The following is a 15,942-nucleotide window of genomic DNA, read 5'->3' on the forward strand; positions in this document are numbered from 1 at the left end:
CCGCTGCTTCGAATATACCTTCGAAGCGGTCGCGGGTCCACGGGCGCGCCGGGAGCCCGGCGGGTGTCAGTCCCGGGGCGGGCGGTCCACGCCCCACCAGCGGGACTCGGGGACGTCCTGGGCCCGGCAGAGGGCGAACCACACGGTCCGCGGGTCGACGCCGGCCTCGATGGCCTCGGCGGCCGTGCGGTGCTCGAGCTCCCCGAGCACCAGGTCCCGGGCCAGGACCCTGCTGTAGCCCGCGCCGAACTCGTCGGCCATGAGCTGCCAGAAGCTGCTCAGCCTCATCCGCGTCCTCCTTCGTCGTGCTGCCGGCCGGGGGTCGTGCCCGTCCATCCTGCCATCCGGGCGGCGGGGCCGGCACAGGCCGGAGGGCCCGGCGGTCCTGGGACCGACGAGCCCTCCGGGACGTCGTGGGCGGGCGGCGGGCCGCCCGGGCGGATCAGCGGGCGCCGGCCGCGGCGGCCTCGCCGCCGTTGACCCGGCCGAACTCCCGCGAGTACTGCTCGGTGAGGTCGCTGGGCACGGTGTCCGGGACCAGGAGGCCCTCGGCGTAGGCCAGCCGGTCCGCGACCTCGCGCAGCATCTGGGACATCGGGATGTCGAGCGCGGCGCAGATCGACGCGAGCAGCTCGGAGGAGGCCTCCTTCTGTCCGCGCTCCACCTCGCTGAGGTAGCCGAGGGAGACGCGGGCGCTGTGCGAGACCTCTCGGAGGGTGCGTCCCTGGCGCTGGCGGACGCTGCGCAGGACCTCACCGATCTCCTGGCGGAGTACACCCATCTTCATGTCCTTCGTCTCGGTGCTGTCGTCCTCGTCGAGGCCCACGTCCTTCCAACGGACGACGCCATTGACGGACACGGGTTGCTTGGTCATGTGAATCGCTCGTCTCCTCGTGTGTGCGGCAGCTTCACCGCCTGCTGCGGGCGGTGCCTCGGCGCCGGCCGGTCGACATCTTGACTTCGATCGGCTCAACTCGAGCCTGCGATCATTGCTAACCCCGCTGACGGTTCCATTCTTCCCCGCAGGAGGCGGTTTTTCACTGTGAGTTGGCTGGGAGCACCAGGGCCGCCGTGAGCCGCTCGAGGGCGGCGCGCACGGCGGCCGCCCGGATCTCCGCCCGGCCCCCCGCCGCGGCCAGCTCGTGGACGGTGGACCCGCCCGGTCCGGCGACGCCCACGTAGACCGTGCCCACCGGCTTGCCGTCGTGCGGCTCGGGGCCGGCGGCGCCCGTGGTGGAGACGGCCCAGTCCGTGCCGAGGCGGCGGCGGGCGCCCTCCGCCATGGCGACCGCGACCTCGGGGTCGACGGAGCCCCGCTCGGCGAGCAGCCGGGCCGGCACGCCGAGGACCTCGGTCTTGACCCGGTTGGAGTAGGAGACGACCGCGCCCTCGAAGCAGGCCGAGGCCCCGGGGACGTCGACGACGGCGGCGGCCAGCGCTCCCCCGGTGAGGGACTCCGCGGTCGCGACCGTCAGCGCCCGGCGGACGGCCTCCTCGACGAGCGCCCGGGCGGCCGGCTGCGGCTCCGTCACGCCGCGTTCCGCCCGGCCAGCGCCCGGCGGCGCAGCTGGACCGCCTTGACCACGTAGTCCACGCCGGTCACGACCGTGACCACGAGGGCCGCCCCCATCGCGATCCAGCCCAGCCACGGCCACCACGCGCCCACCAGGGGCACCAGCGGGAGCAGCAGGAGCAGGAGCGCCACGGTCTGCAGGACGGTCTTGAGCTTGCCGCCCTTCGAGGCGGCCATGACGCCGTAGCGGATGACGACGAAGCGCAGGAGCGTGATCCCCCACTCGCGGACGAGGATCACCACGGTCACCCACCACCACAGCTCGCCGAGCATCGAGAGCACCACGAACGCGGCGCCGGTCAGCAGCTTGTCGGCGATGGGGTCGGCGATCTTGCCGAAGCTGGTGATCAGCCCGCGGGCCCGGGCGATGTCGCCGTCGAGCTTGTCCGTGTACATGGCGACCGCGAAGACCGCCAGGGCGGCCCACCGCATGCCCAGGGAGTCCTCCCCCTGGGTGCCTCCCACCCACAGGAACCACACGAAGAAGGGCACCAGCACGATGCGCAGGGCGGTCAGCGCGTTCGGCAGGTTGAGGTTGGACGCCGGGTCCGCGGGGCTCATCTGGTGCTCGCTTCCTGGTGGGTGGGACGGGGTCGGCTCAGCGGCCGGTCAGCTGCCAGGCGTCCTCGGACTCCTCGGGGTCCTCGGCGCCGTCGCCGTGGTCGGTCGCGGTCCGGGCCAGCGAGGCCTCGACCGGGTCCTCGCCGTAGTCGACCGACCCGCCGGCGCCGGCCGGCGGCGCGGGCGGCTCCTCGCCCCGGAGCACGGCGAGGGTCGCGGCGAGGTCGTCGGGCTTGACGAGCACGTCCCGCGCCTTGGACCCCTCGGAGGGCCCGACGACGCCGCGGGACTCCAGCAGGTCCATGAGCCGGCCGGCCTTGGCGAAGCCGACGCGCAGCTTGCGCTGGAGCATGGAGGTGGACCCGAACTGCGTGGTCACCACGAGCTCGGTGGCCTGCAGGAGGACGTCGAGGTCGTCCCCGATGTCCTCGTCGATGGTCTTCTTGGGGGCCTCCTGCACCACGTCCTGGCGGTAGTGCGCCTTCATCTGGCCCTTGACGTGGTCGACGACCTCGTGGATCTCCGACTCGGTGACCCACGCGCCCTGCACGCGCATCGGCTTGGAGGCGCCCATGGGCAGGAACAGGGCGTCGCCCTGGCCGATGAGCTTCTCGGCGCCCGGCTGGTCCAGGACCACGCGGGAGTCGGTGACCGAGGACGTCGCGAACGCCATCCGGGAGGGCACGTTGGCCTTGATCAGACCGGTGACCACGTCCACGGAGGGCCGCTGGGTGGCGAGCACCAGGTGGATGCCGGCGGCACGGGCGAGCTGGGTGATCCGCACGATCGCGTCCTCGACGTCGCGCGGGGCGACCATCATCAGGTCCGCGAGCTCGTCGACGATCACGAGCAGGTACGGGTACGGCCGGATCACGCGCTTCGAGCCGGGCTCGGGCTGGACCTTGCCGTTGCGCACGGCCTTGTTGAAGTCGTCGACGTGCTTGTACCCGTAGTGCGAGAGGTCGTCGTAGCGGGCGTCCATCTCCCGCACGACCCACTGCAGCGCCTCGGCGGCCTTCTTGGGGTTCGTGATGATGGGGGTTATCAGGTGGGGCACGCCCTCGTAGGCGGTCAGCTCGACCCGCTTCGGGTCGACCATGACCATCCGCACCTCGTCCGGGGTGGCGCGCATCAGGAGCGAGACGATCATCGAGTTCACGAAGCTCGACTTGCCCGCGCCGGTGGCGCCGGCGACGAGCAGGTGCGGCATCTTCGCGAGGTTGGCCACCACGTAGCCGCCCTCGACGTCCTTGCCCACGCCCATGACCATGGGGTGCTCCGTCTTGCGGGCGTTGTGCGAGCGCAGGACGTCGCCCAGGGACACGGTCTCGCGGTCGGTGTTCGGGATCTCGATGCCGATCGCGGACCGGCCGGGGATCGGCGAGAGGATGCGCACGTCCGCGGAGGCCACGGCGTAGGCGATGTTCTTGGACAGCGCCGTGACGCGCTCGACCTTGGTGCCGGAGCCCAGCTCGATCTCGTACCGGGTGACGGTGGGCCCGCGGGAGAAGCCGGTGACCACGGCGTCCACGTTGAACTGCTCCAGCACGCTCGTCAGGGAGGCGACCACGGCGTCGTTGGCCTCGGAGCGCTCCTTGGGCGGCGGTCCCTGCACGAGCGCGCCGGCCGCGGGCAGGGAGTAGGCGATGTCGCCCTCGAGCTTGAGCTGCTCCGCGCGGGCGGGGATGGGCGACTCGGGGGTGTGGGTGCGGGCGGTGACGGACGTGGAGCCGGTGGGCTCGGCGGCCACGTCCTCCAGCGCCGGGGAGCCGGAGCCCGCGGCGGTGTCCGCGGCCGGCTCGAGGCCCTGCTCCCGGCGCAGCCGGCGGGCGGCGAGCTGCTCCTGGGTGGGCCGCTTCTGCCCCGGCCGGGGGACGTCGCCCCTCTGCTCCGCGGCGGCGGCCGGCTCGGCGGATCCCGCCGCCCCCGCCGTTCCCGCCGTTCCCGCCGCGGCGGCCCGCTGCCGGGCGGCGCGCGCGGAGTCGACGTCGAAGACGCGGGTGGGCGCCTGGCCGTCGGCGGCCTCCTCCGCGACGACGGCGCGCTCGAAGGCCTCGTCCCCGCGGTAGCCGTCGAGGGCGCGGCGCTCGGCCTCGGCCGCCTTGCGCTCGCGGCGCTTCTCGCGGCGGGTCTTGGCCGCCTCGGCGCGCGCGGCGTGCTCGTCCAGGTAGGAGCGGTCGTGCCGGGCGGCGGACACGTCGGTCGCGGAGACGGGCCCGTCCTGGCCCATGAGCCGCCAGTAGCCCTGCCGCAGTCGCGGCAGGATGAGGTTGACGGGCGTCGCGGTGACCACGAGCACGGACAGGAACAGGGCCGCGACGAAGATCGCGCCGGCGCCGACCGGGGTGATGAGGGCGCTCAGCGGGTCGGCGGCGAGGAATCCCACGTAGCCGCCGGCGCTCCGGAGCGCCTCCTGGCCCTGGCTCGGGGACGGCTGCCCCAGGAGCACGTGCGCGAGGCCGGAGCCGGCGACGACGGCGGCGCCCAGCCCGATCGCGATGCGGTTGTTGGCCGAGGTGTCCTCGGGGTGGCGGAAGCGGCGCAGGGCGAAGCCCACGAGGGGCAGCGGCAGCACCAGGGACGTCCAGCCGAAGGTCCCCGCGAGGACCTCGTGCACCGCCACGGCGGGGACCGCCAGCCACGGCGCGGACGCGCCGGGCAGGTTCCACCACTCGACGGCCGCGGCGAGCAGGCCCAGCAGCAGCAGGAAGAGGGCGCCGCCGTCGCGCAGCGACTCCGCGGGCACGTCCGTGCGCAGGGTGCCCATGCGGCGCACGGCGCCGCCGACCACGTGGGCGAGGGCCGTCCAGACGCCTCCGACGGCGCGGGCGCACCAGGCCAGGGCGGCGCCCGTGCCGTGCAGCACCCGCGGGGAGCTCGCGGCGGGCGCCGCGGAGCCCCGTCCGGCGGTCGACGGACGGCGGGTGGAGGTGGACCGGCTGGATCCCGACGACCGCGCAGAAGACGTGCTGTTCTTGCCACGCGACGTCGAGGCGCCCTTGCGGGCGGGGGAAGTACGAGTCGCCATGCTCCCAGGGTAGACCACGGCCTCCCCCCGTCAGCGGTGCCGCACGGGGGGAGGGACCGGGGGCTCAGGCCTCGATGACGACCGGGACGATCATGGGCTTGCGGCGCAGCCTGCGGCTGACCCAGGAGCCGATGGTGCGGCGCACCACCTGCTGGAGCTGCTGGGTGGTGTGGTTCTTGCCCGAGTGGTTGATGGCGTCCTCGAGCGCGGCGGTGATCCTCGGCTTGATCTCGTCGAACACGCTGTCGTCCTCGGCCACGCCGCGGGCGTGCACGTCCGGGCCGGTGACGACCTTGCCGGTGTCCCGGTTGACCACGGTGATGACGGAGATGAAGCCCTCCTCGGCCAGCACGAGCCGGTCCTTGAGGTCGGCGTCGGTGATGGTGCCCACGGAGGAGCCGTCCACGTAGACGTAGCCGCACTCGACCTGGCCGGTGATCCGCGCCTCGCCGTCGGCCATGTCCACCACGGTGCCGCCCTCGGCCAGGAGCACGTGGTCGGTGGGCACGCCGGTCTCCTCGGCGAGCTTGCCGTTGGCGATGAGGTGGCGGACCTCGCCGTGCACCGGCATGACGTAGCCGGGCTCCACGATGTTGTAGCAGTACAGCAGCTCGCCCGCGGCGGCGTGCCCGGAGACGTGCACCCTGGCGGTGCCCTTGTGGACCACGGTGGCGCCCAGCCGCATGAGCCCGTTGATGATCCGGAAGACCGAGTTCTCGTTGCCGGGGATGAGCGAGGACGCGAGGATCACGGTGTCGCCCTCGGTGAGCTGGACCTTGTGGTCGCCGTTGGCCATCCGGGACAGCGCGGCCATCGGCTCCCCCTGCGACCCGGTGCACATGATGACCAGCTCCGAGTCCGCGTGCTCGTCGATCCGCTTCTGGTCGATCAGGGTGTTCGGCGGGACCTCCAGGTAGCCCAGCTTCTCGGCGATGGTCATGTTGCGCACCATGGACCGGCCCATGAACGCGACCTTGCGCCCGTGCTCGGCGGCTGCGTCCAGCACCTGCTGCACGCGGTGGACGTGCGAGGAGAAGGACGCCACGACCACGCGCTTCGGGGCGCGCCCGATCACGTCCGCGAGGACGGGGCCGATGTGCTTCTCCGTGGGGGTGAACCCGGGGACCTCGGCGTTGGTGGAGTCGGTGAGGAACAGGTCCACGCCCTCCTCCCCCAGCCGGGCGAAGTGGCGCAGGTCGGTGATCCGGCCGTCGAGCGGCAGCTGGTCCATCTTGAAGTCGCCCGTGTGCAGGACGGTGCCGGCCTTCGTGCGCAGGAACACCGCGAGGGCGTCCGGGATCGAGTGGTTGACGGCCACGAACTCGCACTCGAACTCGCCGAGCCGCTCGACCTGCCCCTCCCGCACCGCCATGGTGTAGGGCTTGATCCGGTGCTCCTGGAGCTTCGCCTCGATGAGCGCGAGCGTCAGCCGGGAGCCGATCACGGGGATGTCGGGGCGGCGCTTCAGCAGGTACGGGACGGCGCCGATGTGGTCCTCGTGGCCGTGGGTCAGCACCACGGCCACGACGTCGTCGAGCCGGTCGACGATGTGGTTGAGGTCCGGGAGGATGAGGTCCACGCCCGGCTGGGTCTCCTCGGGGAAGAGCACGCCGCAGTCGACCACGAGCAGCTGCCCGTTGATCTCGAACACCGTCATGTTCCGTCCGACCTCGCCCAGCCCGCCCAGCGGGACGACGCGCAGGACGTCCTTGCCGAGGGCGGGGGGAGCCGCCAGGTCGGTGTGCCACTGGGTCATGGGACCCCTTTCGTCAGTCGATGGTCTCGAGGAGGGTGTCGGCGACGACCGAGCCCCGCAGGTCCGCGCGGATCAGGGCGGCCTCGGCCTCCGTGGGCGGGACGTGCGGGAGCCGCACGGTGTTGTGCGGCAGCCGGCCCTGCCACATGAGGATCGTCTTCGCCGCGACGGCGCCGGGGGCGCGGGTCATCGTGGCGCGGACGACGGGCTCGAGCTCGGCGTTGATCCGCCGGGCCGCGGCGAGGTCCTGGGCACGGACCGCGTCGACGAGCTCGCGGTACCGGGCGGTGGCCACGTGGGTGGTGACGCCGATGAGCCCGGCGGCGCCGATGGCCATCCAGGGCAGGGTCAGGCCGTCGTCGCCCGAGTAGTAGAGCAGGTCGGTCTCGGCCAGCACCCGGGTCGCGGCGACCAGGTCCGCCTTGGCGTCCTTGACGGCCACGATGTTGGGGTGCCCGGCCAGGGAGATGAGGGTCTCGGTCGCGATCGGGATGCCGGCGCGGCCGGGGATGTCGTAGAGCATGATCGGCAGGTCCACGGAGTCCGCGAGGCTGCGGAAGTGGGCCTCGACACCGGCCTGGGAAGGCTTGTTGTAGTACGGGGTGACGATGAGCAGCCCGTCCATGCCGAGCTTCTCGGCCGCGCGGGAGAGGTAGCGGGAGTGCTCGGTGTCGTTGGAGCCGGTGCCCGCGAGCAGCGGCACGCGGGAGCCGACGGCCTCCTTCACCGCGCGGAACACGGAGAGGTTCTCCTCGTCGGTCATGGTGGAGTACTCCCCCGTGGTGCCGCACACCACGAGGCCGTCGCAGCCGTCGTCGACGAGCTGGACGGCCATGGCCGCGGTGGCGTCCAGGTCCACGGACCCGTCCGCGGCGAAGACGGTGATCATCGCGGTGAGCAGCGTCCCGAACAGGGGCTCGGACCGGGTCGCGGGGAGGTCGGCGGAGGAGGGCGAGGCGTTGGCAGTCATGGGTGCCAGGTTACCGCCTCCGCGGCGGGGGCACCGGCGGGCGGGCGGCGGGGGCTCGCCACCACGGTCAGGCCCGGCCCTCGCCCGGGGGGTCGGCGGGCTCCACGTTGCGGGGGGTGCGCCCGCGGGAGAGGGCCACGGCGTCGCGCATCGCGGAGCGGGCGCGGGTCCGGTCCCCGGCGGCCGCGTAGGCCAGGGAGAGCCGGTACCAGTTGCGCCAGTCGCCCGGGTCCGCCTCGGTCTGCGCCCGGACGGCCCCGAAGCGCTCGTCGGCGGCCTCGCGCACGATGCGCCCGCCGGGGGTGCGCGGGAGGTCGTCGGGCGGCAGCCCGCCCTCCTCGTGCAGCGTCCGGCCGAGCTGCTCGGTCCGGACCCCGAACAGGATCTCGCGCACGAGCGCCCACACGCCCACGGCCGGGAGCACCAGCATGGCGACGCCGAAGGCCTTGGCGATCCAGCCGTCCGTGCCCAGCAGCAGCACCGCGCGGTGCAGGCTCAGGCCCAGGTAGACGACGAGCAGCGTCACCATGGCCGCGGCGAGCAGCTTCGCCTTGCTCGTGGACTCCAGGAGCGTGAAGACGCCCGCGAAGACGAGCACGGCGAGGATCCACAGCTTCGAGCCACCGGGGACGGGCAGCAGCCACAGGGTCAGCAGGGCCGCCGCGAGCAGGCCCCAGATCCAGGCCCGGATGGAGTCCATCGGCGCTACAGCCCCAGGTCGAGGTAGCCCTCGAGCCCGTGCGTGAGCCCCTGGTGGGAGCCCACCTCCCGGACGCCGAGCACCACGCCGGTCATGAAGGAGATCCGGTCGAAGGAGTCGTGCCGGATGGTGAGCTGCTCGCCGACGCCGCCCAGCAGCGTCTCCTGGTGGGCGACGAGCCCGCGCAGGCGCACGGAGTGCACCCGGACGTCCTCCACGAGCGCGCCGCGGGCCCCGCCCGGGTCCTGCTCCGTGGCGTCCGGCGACGGCGCGACCCCCGCGGCCCGCCGTGCCTGCCCGACGAGGGCGGCGGTGCGGGCTGCGGTGCCCGAGGGGGCGTCCACCTTGTCCGGGTGGTGCAGCTCGACGATCTCGACGGACTCGAAGAACCGGGCGGCCTGCGCGGAGAAGCGCATGGCCAGCACCGCGCCCACCGAGAAGTTGGGGGCGACGAGCACTCCCACCCCGGGGTGCTCGGCCAGCAGCGCCTCGAGCCGGTCCAGCCGCTCGGCGTCCCAGCCGGTGGTGCCCACGACGCAGTGCATGCCGTGCTGCACCGCGAAGCGGACGTTGGCCTCCGTGGCGGAGGGGACCGTGAGGTCGACCACGACCTCCGCGCCGGCGGCGACCAGGGCCTGGAGGGAGTCCTCCCGGCCGAGCTCGGCGACGAGCTGGAGGCCCTCGGTGCGGCGCACCGCCTGCACGGCCTCGCTGCCCATCCGCCCGCGCGCGCCGAGCACGGCGACGCGCAGCTCGGCGGGGGCGGACGGCGGGGCGTCGGTGGTCACGGGGGCGGTGCGCTCGGTCATGGCTCCAACTCTAGGTCACGGGAGGGGCGGCGCCGCCGCCGGCTCCCGGCGGCGGCGTGCGGTCAGCGGCGGGTGGGCGCCACGATGGTGGTCACGACCGGGCCCTCGGCGAGCCACCCCGCGAGCTCCCGGACCTGCTCCGGGGTCACGGAGCGGACCCGGTCCAGGGACTCGTCGATGTCGAGGAACTCCCCGGACTTCAGCTCCGCGGAGCCCAGCCGGGACATCCGGGACCCGGTGTCCTCGAGGGCGAGCACGGTGCCCCCGCCCAGCTGGCCCACGACCTTGCGCAGCTCGTCCGCCCCGATGCCGTCCCGGGCGAGCGTCTCCAGCTCGCCGGCCATGAGCGCCAGGACCTCGTCGGTGCGCGCGGGCAGGCACCCGGCGTACATCCCGAAGTAGCCGGCGTCCGAGTAGGCGCCCGAGAAGGAGAACGTGCTGTAGGCCAGGCCGCGCTTCTCGCGGATCTCCTGGAACAGGCGGGAGGACATCCCGCCGCCCAGGGCCGCGTTGAGCACGGTCATCGCGAAGCGGCGGTCGTCCCCGGCCACGAGCCCGGGCCGGCCGACGACCACGTTGGTCTGCTCCACGGGCCGCTCCAGGAAGTGCTCGCCCCAGTCCGGCTCCAGGGGCGCGGGGGTGCGCTCGCGCCGCGGGAGGGGGGCCGCCGGGGCGGCCGGGTCCCAGCCCGCGCGCTCGAGGGCCTCGGCGACGAGGGCGACGACGACGTCGTGCTCGAGGCCGCCGGCGGCCGTGACCACGAGGCCCTCGGGCCGGTAGTGGCGGCGGTAGTGCTCGACCACCGCGTCACGGGGCACCGCGAGGATCTCCTCGGGGGTCCCGCCGATGGGCCGGCCGAGGGGGTGGGCCCCCAGCACCCGCTGGGTGAACTCCTCGAAGGCGACGTCCTCGGGGTCATCCTTGTCCATCGCGAGCTCCTCGAGGATGACCCCCCGCTCCCGCTCGAGCTCGTCCGGGTCCAGGGCGGCCGACGTCACCATGTCGGTGATGACGTCGATCGACATCGGCAGGTCCTCGGCCAGGACCCGCGCGTAGTAGCACGTGTGCTCCTTGGCCGTGGCGGCGTTGGACTCCCCGCCCACCTCGTCGAACGCCTCCGCGATCTGCAGCGCCGAGCGTCGCTCGGTGCCCTTGAACAGCAGGTGCTCGAGGAAGTGCGTGGAGCCCAGGCGGCCGGGCTGCTCGTCGCGGGAGCCGACGCCGACCCAGAAGCCGACCGTCACGGCCCGCTGGGCGGGCATCCGCTCGGTGACCACCCGGGTGCCGCACGGCAGGACCGTGCGACGGACCACGTTGCCGCCGGCGCCCTCGTGGAGGGTGTGGCTGAACCCCGCGGCGGCCGTGGTCAGGGCCGCGGCCGCGGCGGAGGGGGAACTGCGGGGAACCGCCGAGAGGCGGGCGTCCGGGCCGGGGGTGCTCCCCGGGCCGCGGTCGCCCGCCTCCAGCGGCAGATCGACTGCCGTCATCCAGCTGTGCTGCTTTCTGTGCTCGTGCGGTGCTGTGCGCGGGACGGGCCCGGCTCAGGCCTCGGTGGCGTCGTCGTCCTCGGTGGGTACGTTGGGCTCCTCGGCGACCACGGGGGCCAGGGACAGCTTGCCGCGGTCGTCGACCTTCGTGATCTCCACCTGGACCTTCTGGCCCACGCCGAGGACGTCCTCGACGTCGGTGACGCGCTTGCCCTCGTTGAGCTTGCGCAGCTCCGAGATGTGCAGCAGGCCGTCCTTGCCCGGGGTGAGGGAGACGAAGGCGCCGAAGGTCGTGGTCTTGACCACGGTGCCCAGGTAGCGCTCGCCGACCTCCGGGACCTGCGGGTTGGCGATCGCATTGATCGCCGCGCGGGCCGCCTCGGCCGAGGGGCCGTCGGTGGCGCCGATGTAGACGGTGCCGTCGTCCTCGATCGAGATGTCGGTGCCGGTGTCCTCCTGGATCTGGTTGATCATCTTGCCCTTGGGGCCGATGACCTCGCCGATCTTGGAGACGGGGACGGTCACGGAGATCACGCGGGGGGCGAACTCGCTCATCTCGTCCGGCTGGTCGATGGCCGCGTTCAGCACGCCGAGGATGTGCAGCCGGGCCTCGCGGGCCTGGGTCAGCGCGGCGTCCAGCACCGAGGAGGGGATCCCGTCGAGCTTGGTGTCGAGCTGGATCGCGGTCACGAACTCGGAGGTGCCCGCCACCTTGAAGTCCATGTCGCCCAGCGCGTCCTCGGCGCCCAGGATGTCGGTCAGCGCGGCGTAGCGGGTCTCCCCGTCCACCTCGTCCGAGACCAGGCCCATGGCGATGCCGGCCACCGGCGCGCGCAGGGGCACGCCGGCGTTGAGCAGCGACAGGGTGGAGGCGCAGACGGAGCCCATCGACGTGGAGCCGTTGGAGCCCAGCGCCTCGGAGACCTGGCGGATGGCGTAGGGGAACTCCTCGCGGGAGGGCAGCACCGGGGTGATGGCCCGCTCGGCCAGTGCCCCGTGGCCGATCTCGCGGCGCTTCGGGGAGCCCACGCGGCCGGTCTCGCCGGTGGAGTACGGCGGGAAGTTGTAGTGGTGCACGTAGCGCTTGTGCTTGACGGGGGACAGCGAGTCGATCTGCTGCTCCATCTTGAGCATGTTCAGCGTGGTCACGCCCATGATCTGGGTCTCGCCGCGCTCGAAGATCGCGGAGCCGTGCACGCGGGGCAGGACCTCGACCTCGGCGGTGAGCTGGCGGATGTCCGTCAGGCCGCGGCCGTCGATGCGGACCTGCTCGGTGAGGATGCGCTGGCGCACGGTCTGCTTGGTGAGCGCCTGGTAGGCGCCGTTGACCTCGTCCTTGCGGTCGGCGAAGGGCCCGTCCTCGCCGGCGAGCTCGGCCAGGGTCGCCTGGTGCAGCGCGTCGGTCGCGGTCTCGCGCTCCTGCTTGTCGGCGATCGAGTACACCTCGGCGAGCCGGGTGCCGACGGAGGCCGCGACGGCCTCCTTGACGTCGTCGCCGAAGCCGCCGAAGCGGGGCAGGTCCATGTCGGGCTTGCCGGCGCGGGCCTTGAGGTCGGCCTGGGCGTCGCACAGGGCCTTGATGGCGGGCTTGGCGGCCTCGAGGCCCTGGGCCACGAGCTCCTCGGTGGGGGCCACGGCGCCGTTGTTCTTGATCAGGTTCCAGGAGTTGTCGGTGGCCTCGGCCTCGACCATCATGATCGCGACGTCCTCGGAGCCGTCCTTGCCGGTCACGACGCGGCCGGCCACGGCCATGTCGAACACGGCGTTCTCGAGCTGCGAGTGCTTCGGGAAGGCCACCCACTGGTGCTGGCCGTTCTCGCCGGCCATGAGCGCCACGCGCACGCCGCCCACGGGACCCTGGAAGGGCATCCCGGACAGGGTCGTGGCCATGGACGCGGCGTTGATCGCGACGGTGTTGTAGATCTCGTCCGGGTTCATGGACAGGATCGTGACGACGACCTGCACCTCGTTGCGGATGCCCTTGCCGAAGGCGGGGCGCAGCGGGCGGTCGATGAGCCGGCAGGTGAGGATCGCGTCCGTGGAGGGGCGGCCCTCGCGGCGGAAGAACGAGCCCGGGATGCGCCCGGCCGCGTACATCCGCTCCTCGACGTCGACCGTCAGGGGGAAGAAGTCGAAGCCCTGGCGGGGGGACTTGCCCACCGTGGTGGCGGCGAGCATGGTGGTGTCCTCGTCGATGGAGACGAGGGTGGAGCCGGCGGCCTGCTTGGCGAGGCGGCCGGTCTCGAAGCGCACGACGCGCTTTCCGTAGGAGCCGTTGTCGATGACGGCTTCGGCGTACTGGATCTCGGGACCCTCCAAGGGTCACCTCCGTTTCGTGTCGGCGGGACCGTCCGCGCGTCACCCGGTCTTCGATCGAGATCCACGGAAGGTCCGGGGCCGCGGGGGCCGTCCGGTGTCCGGAGATCACTACCGAGGACCGCGAATGATCGGCGCGGTGGCCCCGTCTGGTGTTCGATGGTGCTGTCTCTGGTGGTGCGGGGGTCCGCCCGGCTGCTGTGCCGTGCGGGCCCGGTGCTCGGCGGCGTCCTCCCGTTGCCGGGCGGACGCCGCCGGGTGCCGACTAGCGGCGCAGGCCGAGCCGCTCGATGAGCGTGCGGTAGCGCGTGATGTCGGTGTCGCGCAGGTAGGTCAGCATGCGGCGACGGCGACCGACCAGGGCCATCAGGCCGCGGCGGGTGTGGTGGTCGTGCTTGTGCTGCTTCAGGTGCTCCGTCAGATCGGCGATCCGGCGGGTCAGGACCGCGATCTGCACCTCGGGCGAACCGGTGTCGCCCTCGTGGGTGGCGAAGTCCTTGATGATCTCCTGCTTGATGGCGGCGTCGAGTGCCACGTGTAACTCCGTTCGAGTCAGTACCGTGCGGCCCGGACGACGGGCTCGTCGCCGGGTCCCGGGACTCCCCGGGGGTCCGACAACCACGGACTGCAGTCGGACCGCCGTCCAGTCTAGCGGACCCGGGCGCGCCGCCCCACCCCCGGGCGGCGCGGCGCGCTGCGCTGGGCCTCCCCCGGCCGGTGGGCCAAGATGGGAGGGACACGACGGCGGGGTCCCGGCGCACGGCCCGTCCGGGCCGGGCAGGACCGGGCCGGCAGCACGTGGACGAGCAGGACGAGACGAGCAGGAGCAGCGCGTGAGCAAGGACGAGAAGGACGGGCGGGGCCCGGCGGTCGCCGACCGCACGCACACGATGCGGGACGGCCGGCGCATTCCCGCGATCGGGCTGGGCACCTACCCGATGGACGACGCCGGGGCCGAGGCCGACGTCGCCGAGGCCCTCATGCTGGGCTACCGGATGGTCGACACCGCGGTGAACTACGGCAACGAGACGGGCGTGGGGCGCGCGATCGCGGCGGCCGGCGTGCCGCGCGACGAGCTGTTCCTCACCACCAAGCTGCCGGGCCGGGACCACGGCACGGACTCCGTGCGCCGCTCGCTCGAGGGCTCCCTGCGGCGGCTGGGCACCGACCACGTGGACCTGTACCTCATCCACTGGCCGAACCCGTCGGTCGGCCGGTACGTCGAGACGTGGCGGACGATGCTGGAGCTGCGGCAGGAGGGGCTCGTCCGCTCGGTGGGGGTGTCCAACTTCACGCCCGCCCACATCCGCCGCCTGGTCGAGGAGACCGGCGAGACGCCGGCCGTCAACCAGGTGGAGCTGCACCCGCAGTACCAGCAGGAGCGGCTGCGGGAGTTCCACGCGGAGCACCGCATCATCACCCAGGCCTGGTCCCCGCTGGGCCGCAAGACCGATCTGCTCCAGCACGAGTGGATCGCGCGGATCGCCCGGCGGACCGGCCGCACCCCGGCCCAGGTCGTCCTCCGCTGGCACCTGCAGTCGCACACCGTGCCGATCCCGAAGAGCTCCGACCCCCGGCGCATGGCCGAGAACCTCGACGTCTTCGACTGGGAGCTGGACGAGGAGCAGATGCACCGGATGCAGATGCTGCACACGGGGATCAGCGGGTCGGGGTTCGACCCGAACGAGCACGAGGAGATGTAGGGGCCCGGCCGGCCGCCGGGGCTCAGGCCTCGGCGGCCAGGATGCCGCGGGTGCGCTCGACGTCGTCGTCCATCTGGGCCACGAGCTTGTCGACGCCCTCGTAGGCGACCATCCCGCGCAACCGGGCGACGAACTCCACGACCACCTCCTGGCCGTAGAGGTCGAAGTCCTCGACCCGCTCCTCGGGGCGGTCGATGACGTGCGCCTCGACCTGCCGGGGCACGTTCTCGAACGTCGGGTTGGACCCCACGGAGATCGCGGTGGGCCAGCGGGTGCCGTGGGCGTCGAGCAGCCACCCGGCGTACACCCCGTCCGCGGGGACGAACCCGGCCGCGTCCGGGGACAGGTTGGCCGTGGGATAGCCGAGCTCCCGCCCGCGGGCGGCCCCGTGCACCACCTCCCCGCGCATCCGGTGGTGGCGCCCGAGCAGCCGGGCGGCCGCGCGCACGTCCCCCGCCTGCAGGCAGGCGCGGATCCACGTGGAGGAGCAGCGCCGCTCCCCCGCCGCGGTCACGGCCGGGGCGTGCTCCGGGTGCTGCTCGTGCAGGGGGTCGAGCAGGTCGTCGACCACACGGACCTCGAACCCGTGGCGCTGCCCCAGCTCCCGGAGCGTGTCGATGTTGCCGGTGTTGTCCTTGCCCAGGCGGGTGTCCTCGCCCACCACGAGGCAGCGCGCGCCGAGCGGGCCCACCAGGGTGCCCAGCACGAACTGCTCGGTGGACTGGGCCGCGAACTCCAGGCTGTACTCCAGCACGAGGGCGGCGTCCGCGCCGGTTCGCTCGAGGGCGTCCAGCTTGTCCTCGGTGCCCATGATCAGTCCCGGGTGGCTGCCGGGGCGGTGCACCTGCGCGGGGTGCGGGTCGAACGTCACGACCACCGAGGCCCAGCCCAGCTCGCGGGCGGAGTCGACGAGCTGGGACAGCACCCGCTGGTGGCCCCGGTGGACACCGTCGAAATTGCCGATGGTGACGACCGACGGGCCGAAGCCCGGGGGGACGTCAGAGAGATCTCGCCAGCGGAACACGCTTCTCCTCGCAGG

Annotated in this window: 14 protein-coding genes; 1 reads left to right on the plus strand and 13 read right to left on the minus strand. The window is 73.2% G+C overall.

The genetic code is table 11. The features are described 5' to 3' along the window. Positions 1-66: 66 nt before the first annotated feature. From EQG70_RS11770 to rpsO, 12 genes are all read right to left on the minus strand, one after another. Positions 67-288, minus strand: coding sequence for a DUF3046 domain-containing protein (locus EQG70_RS11770; protein WP_017832911.1), 222 nt, complete (start codon positions 286-288; stop codon positions 67-69). A gap of 154 nt (positions 289-442) precedes the next feature. Next, positions 443-874 carry a helix-turn-helix domain-containing protein gene (locus EQG70_RS11775; RefSeq protein ID WP_017832912.1) on the minus strand — a complete coding sequence of 144 codons (432 nt, stop codon included), beginning with the start codon at positions 872-874 and terminating at the stop codon, positions 443-445. Between the two features lie 163 nt (positions 875-1,037). After that, positions 1,038-1,532, minus strand: coding sequence for a CinA family protein (locus EQG70_RS11780; RefSeq protein ID WP_017832913.1), 495 nt, complete (start codon positions 1,530-1,532; stop codon positions 1,038-1,040). Then, on the minus strand, positions 1,529-2,134 hold the full coding sequence (pgsA, locus tag EQG70_RS11785; RefSeq protein WP_017832914.1) for a CDP-diacylglycerol--glycerol-3-phosphate 3-phosphatidyltransferase: 606 nt from the start codon (positions 2,132-2,134) through the stop codon (positions 1,529-1,531). Before pgsA ends, EQG70_RS11780 begins: the two co-directional genes overlap by 4 nt. A 37-nt stretch (positions 2,135-2,171) precedes the next feature. Beyond that, positions 2,172-5,162, minus strand: coding sequence for an FtsK/SpoIIIE family DNA translocase (locus EQG70_RS11790; RefSeq protein WP_109268707.1), 2,991 nt, complete (start codon positions 5,160-5,162; stop codon positions 2,172-2,174). A 64-nt stretch (positions 5,163-5,226) separates the two neighbouring features. Beyond that, on the minus strand, positions 5,227-6,918 hold the full coding sequence (locus EQG70_RS11795) for a ribonuclease J (protein WP_017832917.1): 1,692 nt from the start codon (positions 6,916-6,918) through the stop codon (positions 5,227-5,229). 13 nt (positions 6,919-6,931) lie between these two features. Next, positions 6,932-7,888, minus strand: coding sequence for a 4-hydroxy-tetrahydrodipicolinate synthase (gene dapA, locus EQG70_RS11800; protein ID WP_017832918.1), 957 nt, complete (start codon positions 7,886-7,888; stop codon positions 6,932-6,934). A gap of 67 nt (positions 7,889-7,955) precedes the next feature. Further along, a complete protein-coding gene (locus tag EQG70_RS11805) occupies positions 7,956-8,588 on the minus strand; it encodes a tetratricopeptide repeat protein (protein ID WP_017832919.1) in 633 nt (210 codons plus the stop codon). Between the two features lie 5 nt (positions 8,589-8,593). Further along, the gene (gene dapB, locus EQG70_RS11810) at positions 8,594-9,397 is read right to left on the minus strand and encodes a 4-hydroxy-tetrahydrodipicolinate reductase (protein WP_017832920.1); all 804 of its coding nucleotides are present in this window, start codon (positions 9,395-9,397) and stop codon (positions 8,594-8,596) included. A 62-nt stretch (positions 9,398-9,459) separates the two neighbouring features. After that, positions 9,460-10,884: a M16 family metallopeptidase gene (locus tag EQG70_RS11815; protein WP_017832921.1), complete on the minus strand. Its 1,425-nt coding sequence runs from the start codon at positions 10,882-10,884 to the stop codon at positions 9,460-9,462. Between the two features lie 54 nt (positions 10,885-10,938). Beyond that, positions 10,939-13,203, minus strand: a complete 2,265-nt coding sequence (locus EQG70_RS11820; RefSeq protein ID WP_017832922.1) for a polyribonucleotide nucleotidyltransferase — start codon at positions 13,201-13,203, stop codon at positions 10,939-10,941. 262 nt (positions 13,204-13,465) lie between these two features. After that, positions 13,466-13,735 (minus strand): 30S ribosomal protein S15, encoded by a 270-nt coding sequence (rpsO, locus tag EQG70_RS11825; RefSeq protein ID WP_017832923.1) that lies wholly within the window; start codon positions 13,733-13,735, stop codon positions 13,466-13,468. A gap of 298 nt (positions 13,736-14,033) precedes the next feature. Between rpsO and EQG70_RS11830 the strand changes: the two genes are divergently transcribed. Then, positions 14,034-14,903 carry an aldo/keto reductase gene (locus EQG70_RS11830; RefSeq protein WP_017832924.1) on the plus strand — a complete coding sequence of 290 codons (870 nt, stop codon included), beginning with the start codon at positions 14,034-14,036 and terminating at the stop codon, positions 14,901-14,903. 22 nt (positions 14,904-14,925) lie between these two features. Here the strand turns inward: EQG70_RS11830 and EQG70_RS11835 are convergent, their stop codons facing one another. Further along, positions 14,926-15,927, minus strand: coding sequence for a bifunctional riboflavin kinase/FAD synthetase (locus tag EQG70_RS11835; protein ID WP_017832925.1), 1,002 nt, complete (start codon positions 15,925-15,927; stop codon positions 14,926-14,928). Positions 15,928-15,942 lie beyond the last annotated feature (15 nt).

It is taken from the genome of Kocuria rosea (assembly GCF_006094695.1).
Taxonomy (GTDB): domain Bacteria; phylum Actinomycetota; class Actinomycetes; order Actinomycetales; family Micrococcaceae; genus Kocuria; species Kocuria rosea.

Excerpts from the sequence above, each read along its gene's own strand:
- EQG70_RS11770 (WP_017832911.1), bottom strand. The coding sequence starts at position 288 with ATGAGGCTGAGCAGCTTCTGGCAGCTCATGGCCGACGAGTTCGGCGCG.
- EQG70_RS11775 (WP_017832912.1), bottom strand. The coding sequence starts at position 874 with ATGACCAAGCAACCCGTGTCCGTCAATGGCGTCGTCCGTTGGAAGGAC.
- pgsA (WP_017832914.1), bottom strand. The coding sequence starts at position 2,134 with ATGAGCCCCGCGGACCCGGCGTCCAACCTCAACCTGCCGAACGCGCTG.
- EQG70_RS11790 (WP_109268707.1), bottom strand. The coding sequence starts at position 5,162 with ATGGCGACTCGTACTTCCCCCGCCCGCAAGGGCGCCTCGACGTCGCGT.
- EQG70_RS11795 (WP_017832917.1), bottom strand. The coding sequence starts at position 6,918 with ATGACCCAGTGGCACACCGACCTGGCGGCTCCCCCCGCCCTCGGCAAG.
- dapA (WP_017832918.1), bottom strand. The coding sequence starts at position 7,888 with ATGACTGCCAACGCCTCGCCCTCCTCCGCCGACCTCCCCGCGACCCGG.
- EQG70_RS11805 (WP_017832919.1), bottom strand. The coding sequence starts at position 8,588 with ATGGACTCCATCCGGGCCTGGATCTGGGGCCTGCTCGCGGCGGCCCTG.
- dapB (WP_017832920.1), bottom strand. The coding sequence starts at position 9,397 with ATGACCGAGCGCACCGCCCCCGTGACCACCGACGCCCCGCCGTCCGCC.
- EQG70_RS11815 (WP_017832921.1), bottom strand. The coding sequence starts at position 10,884 with ATGACGGCAGTCGATCTGCCGCTGGAGGCGGGCGACCGCGGCCCGGGG.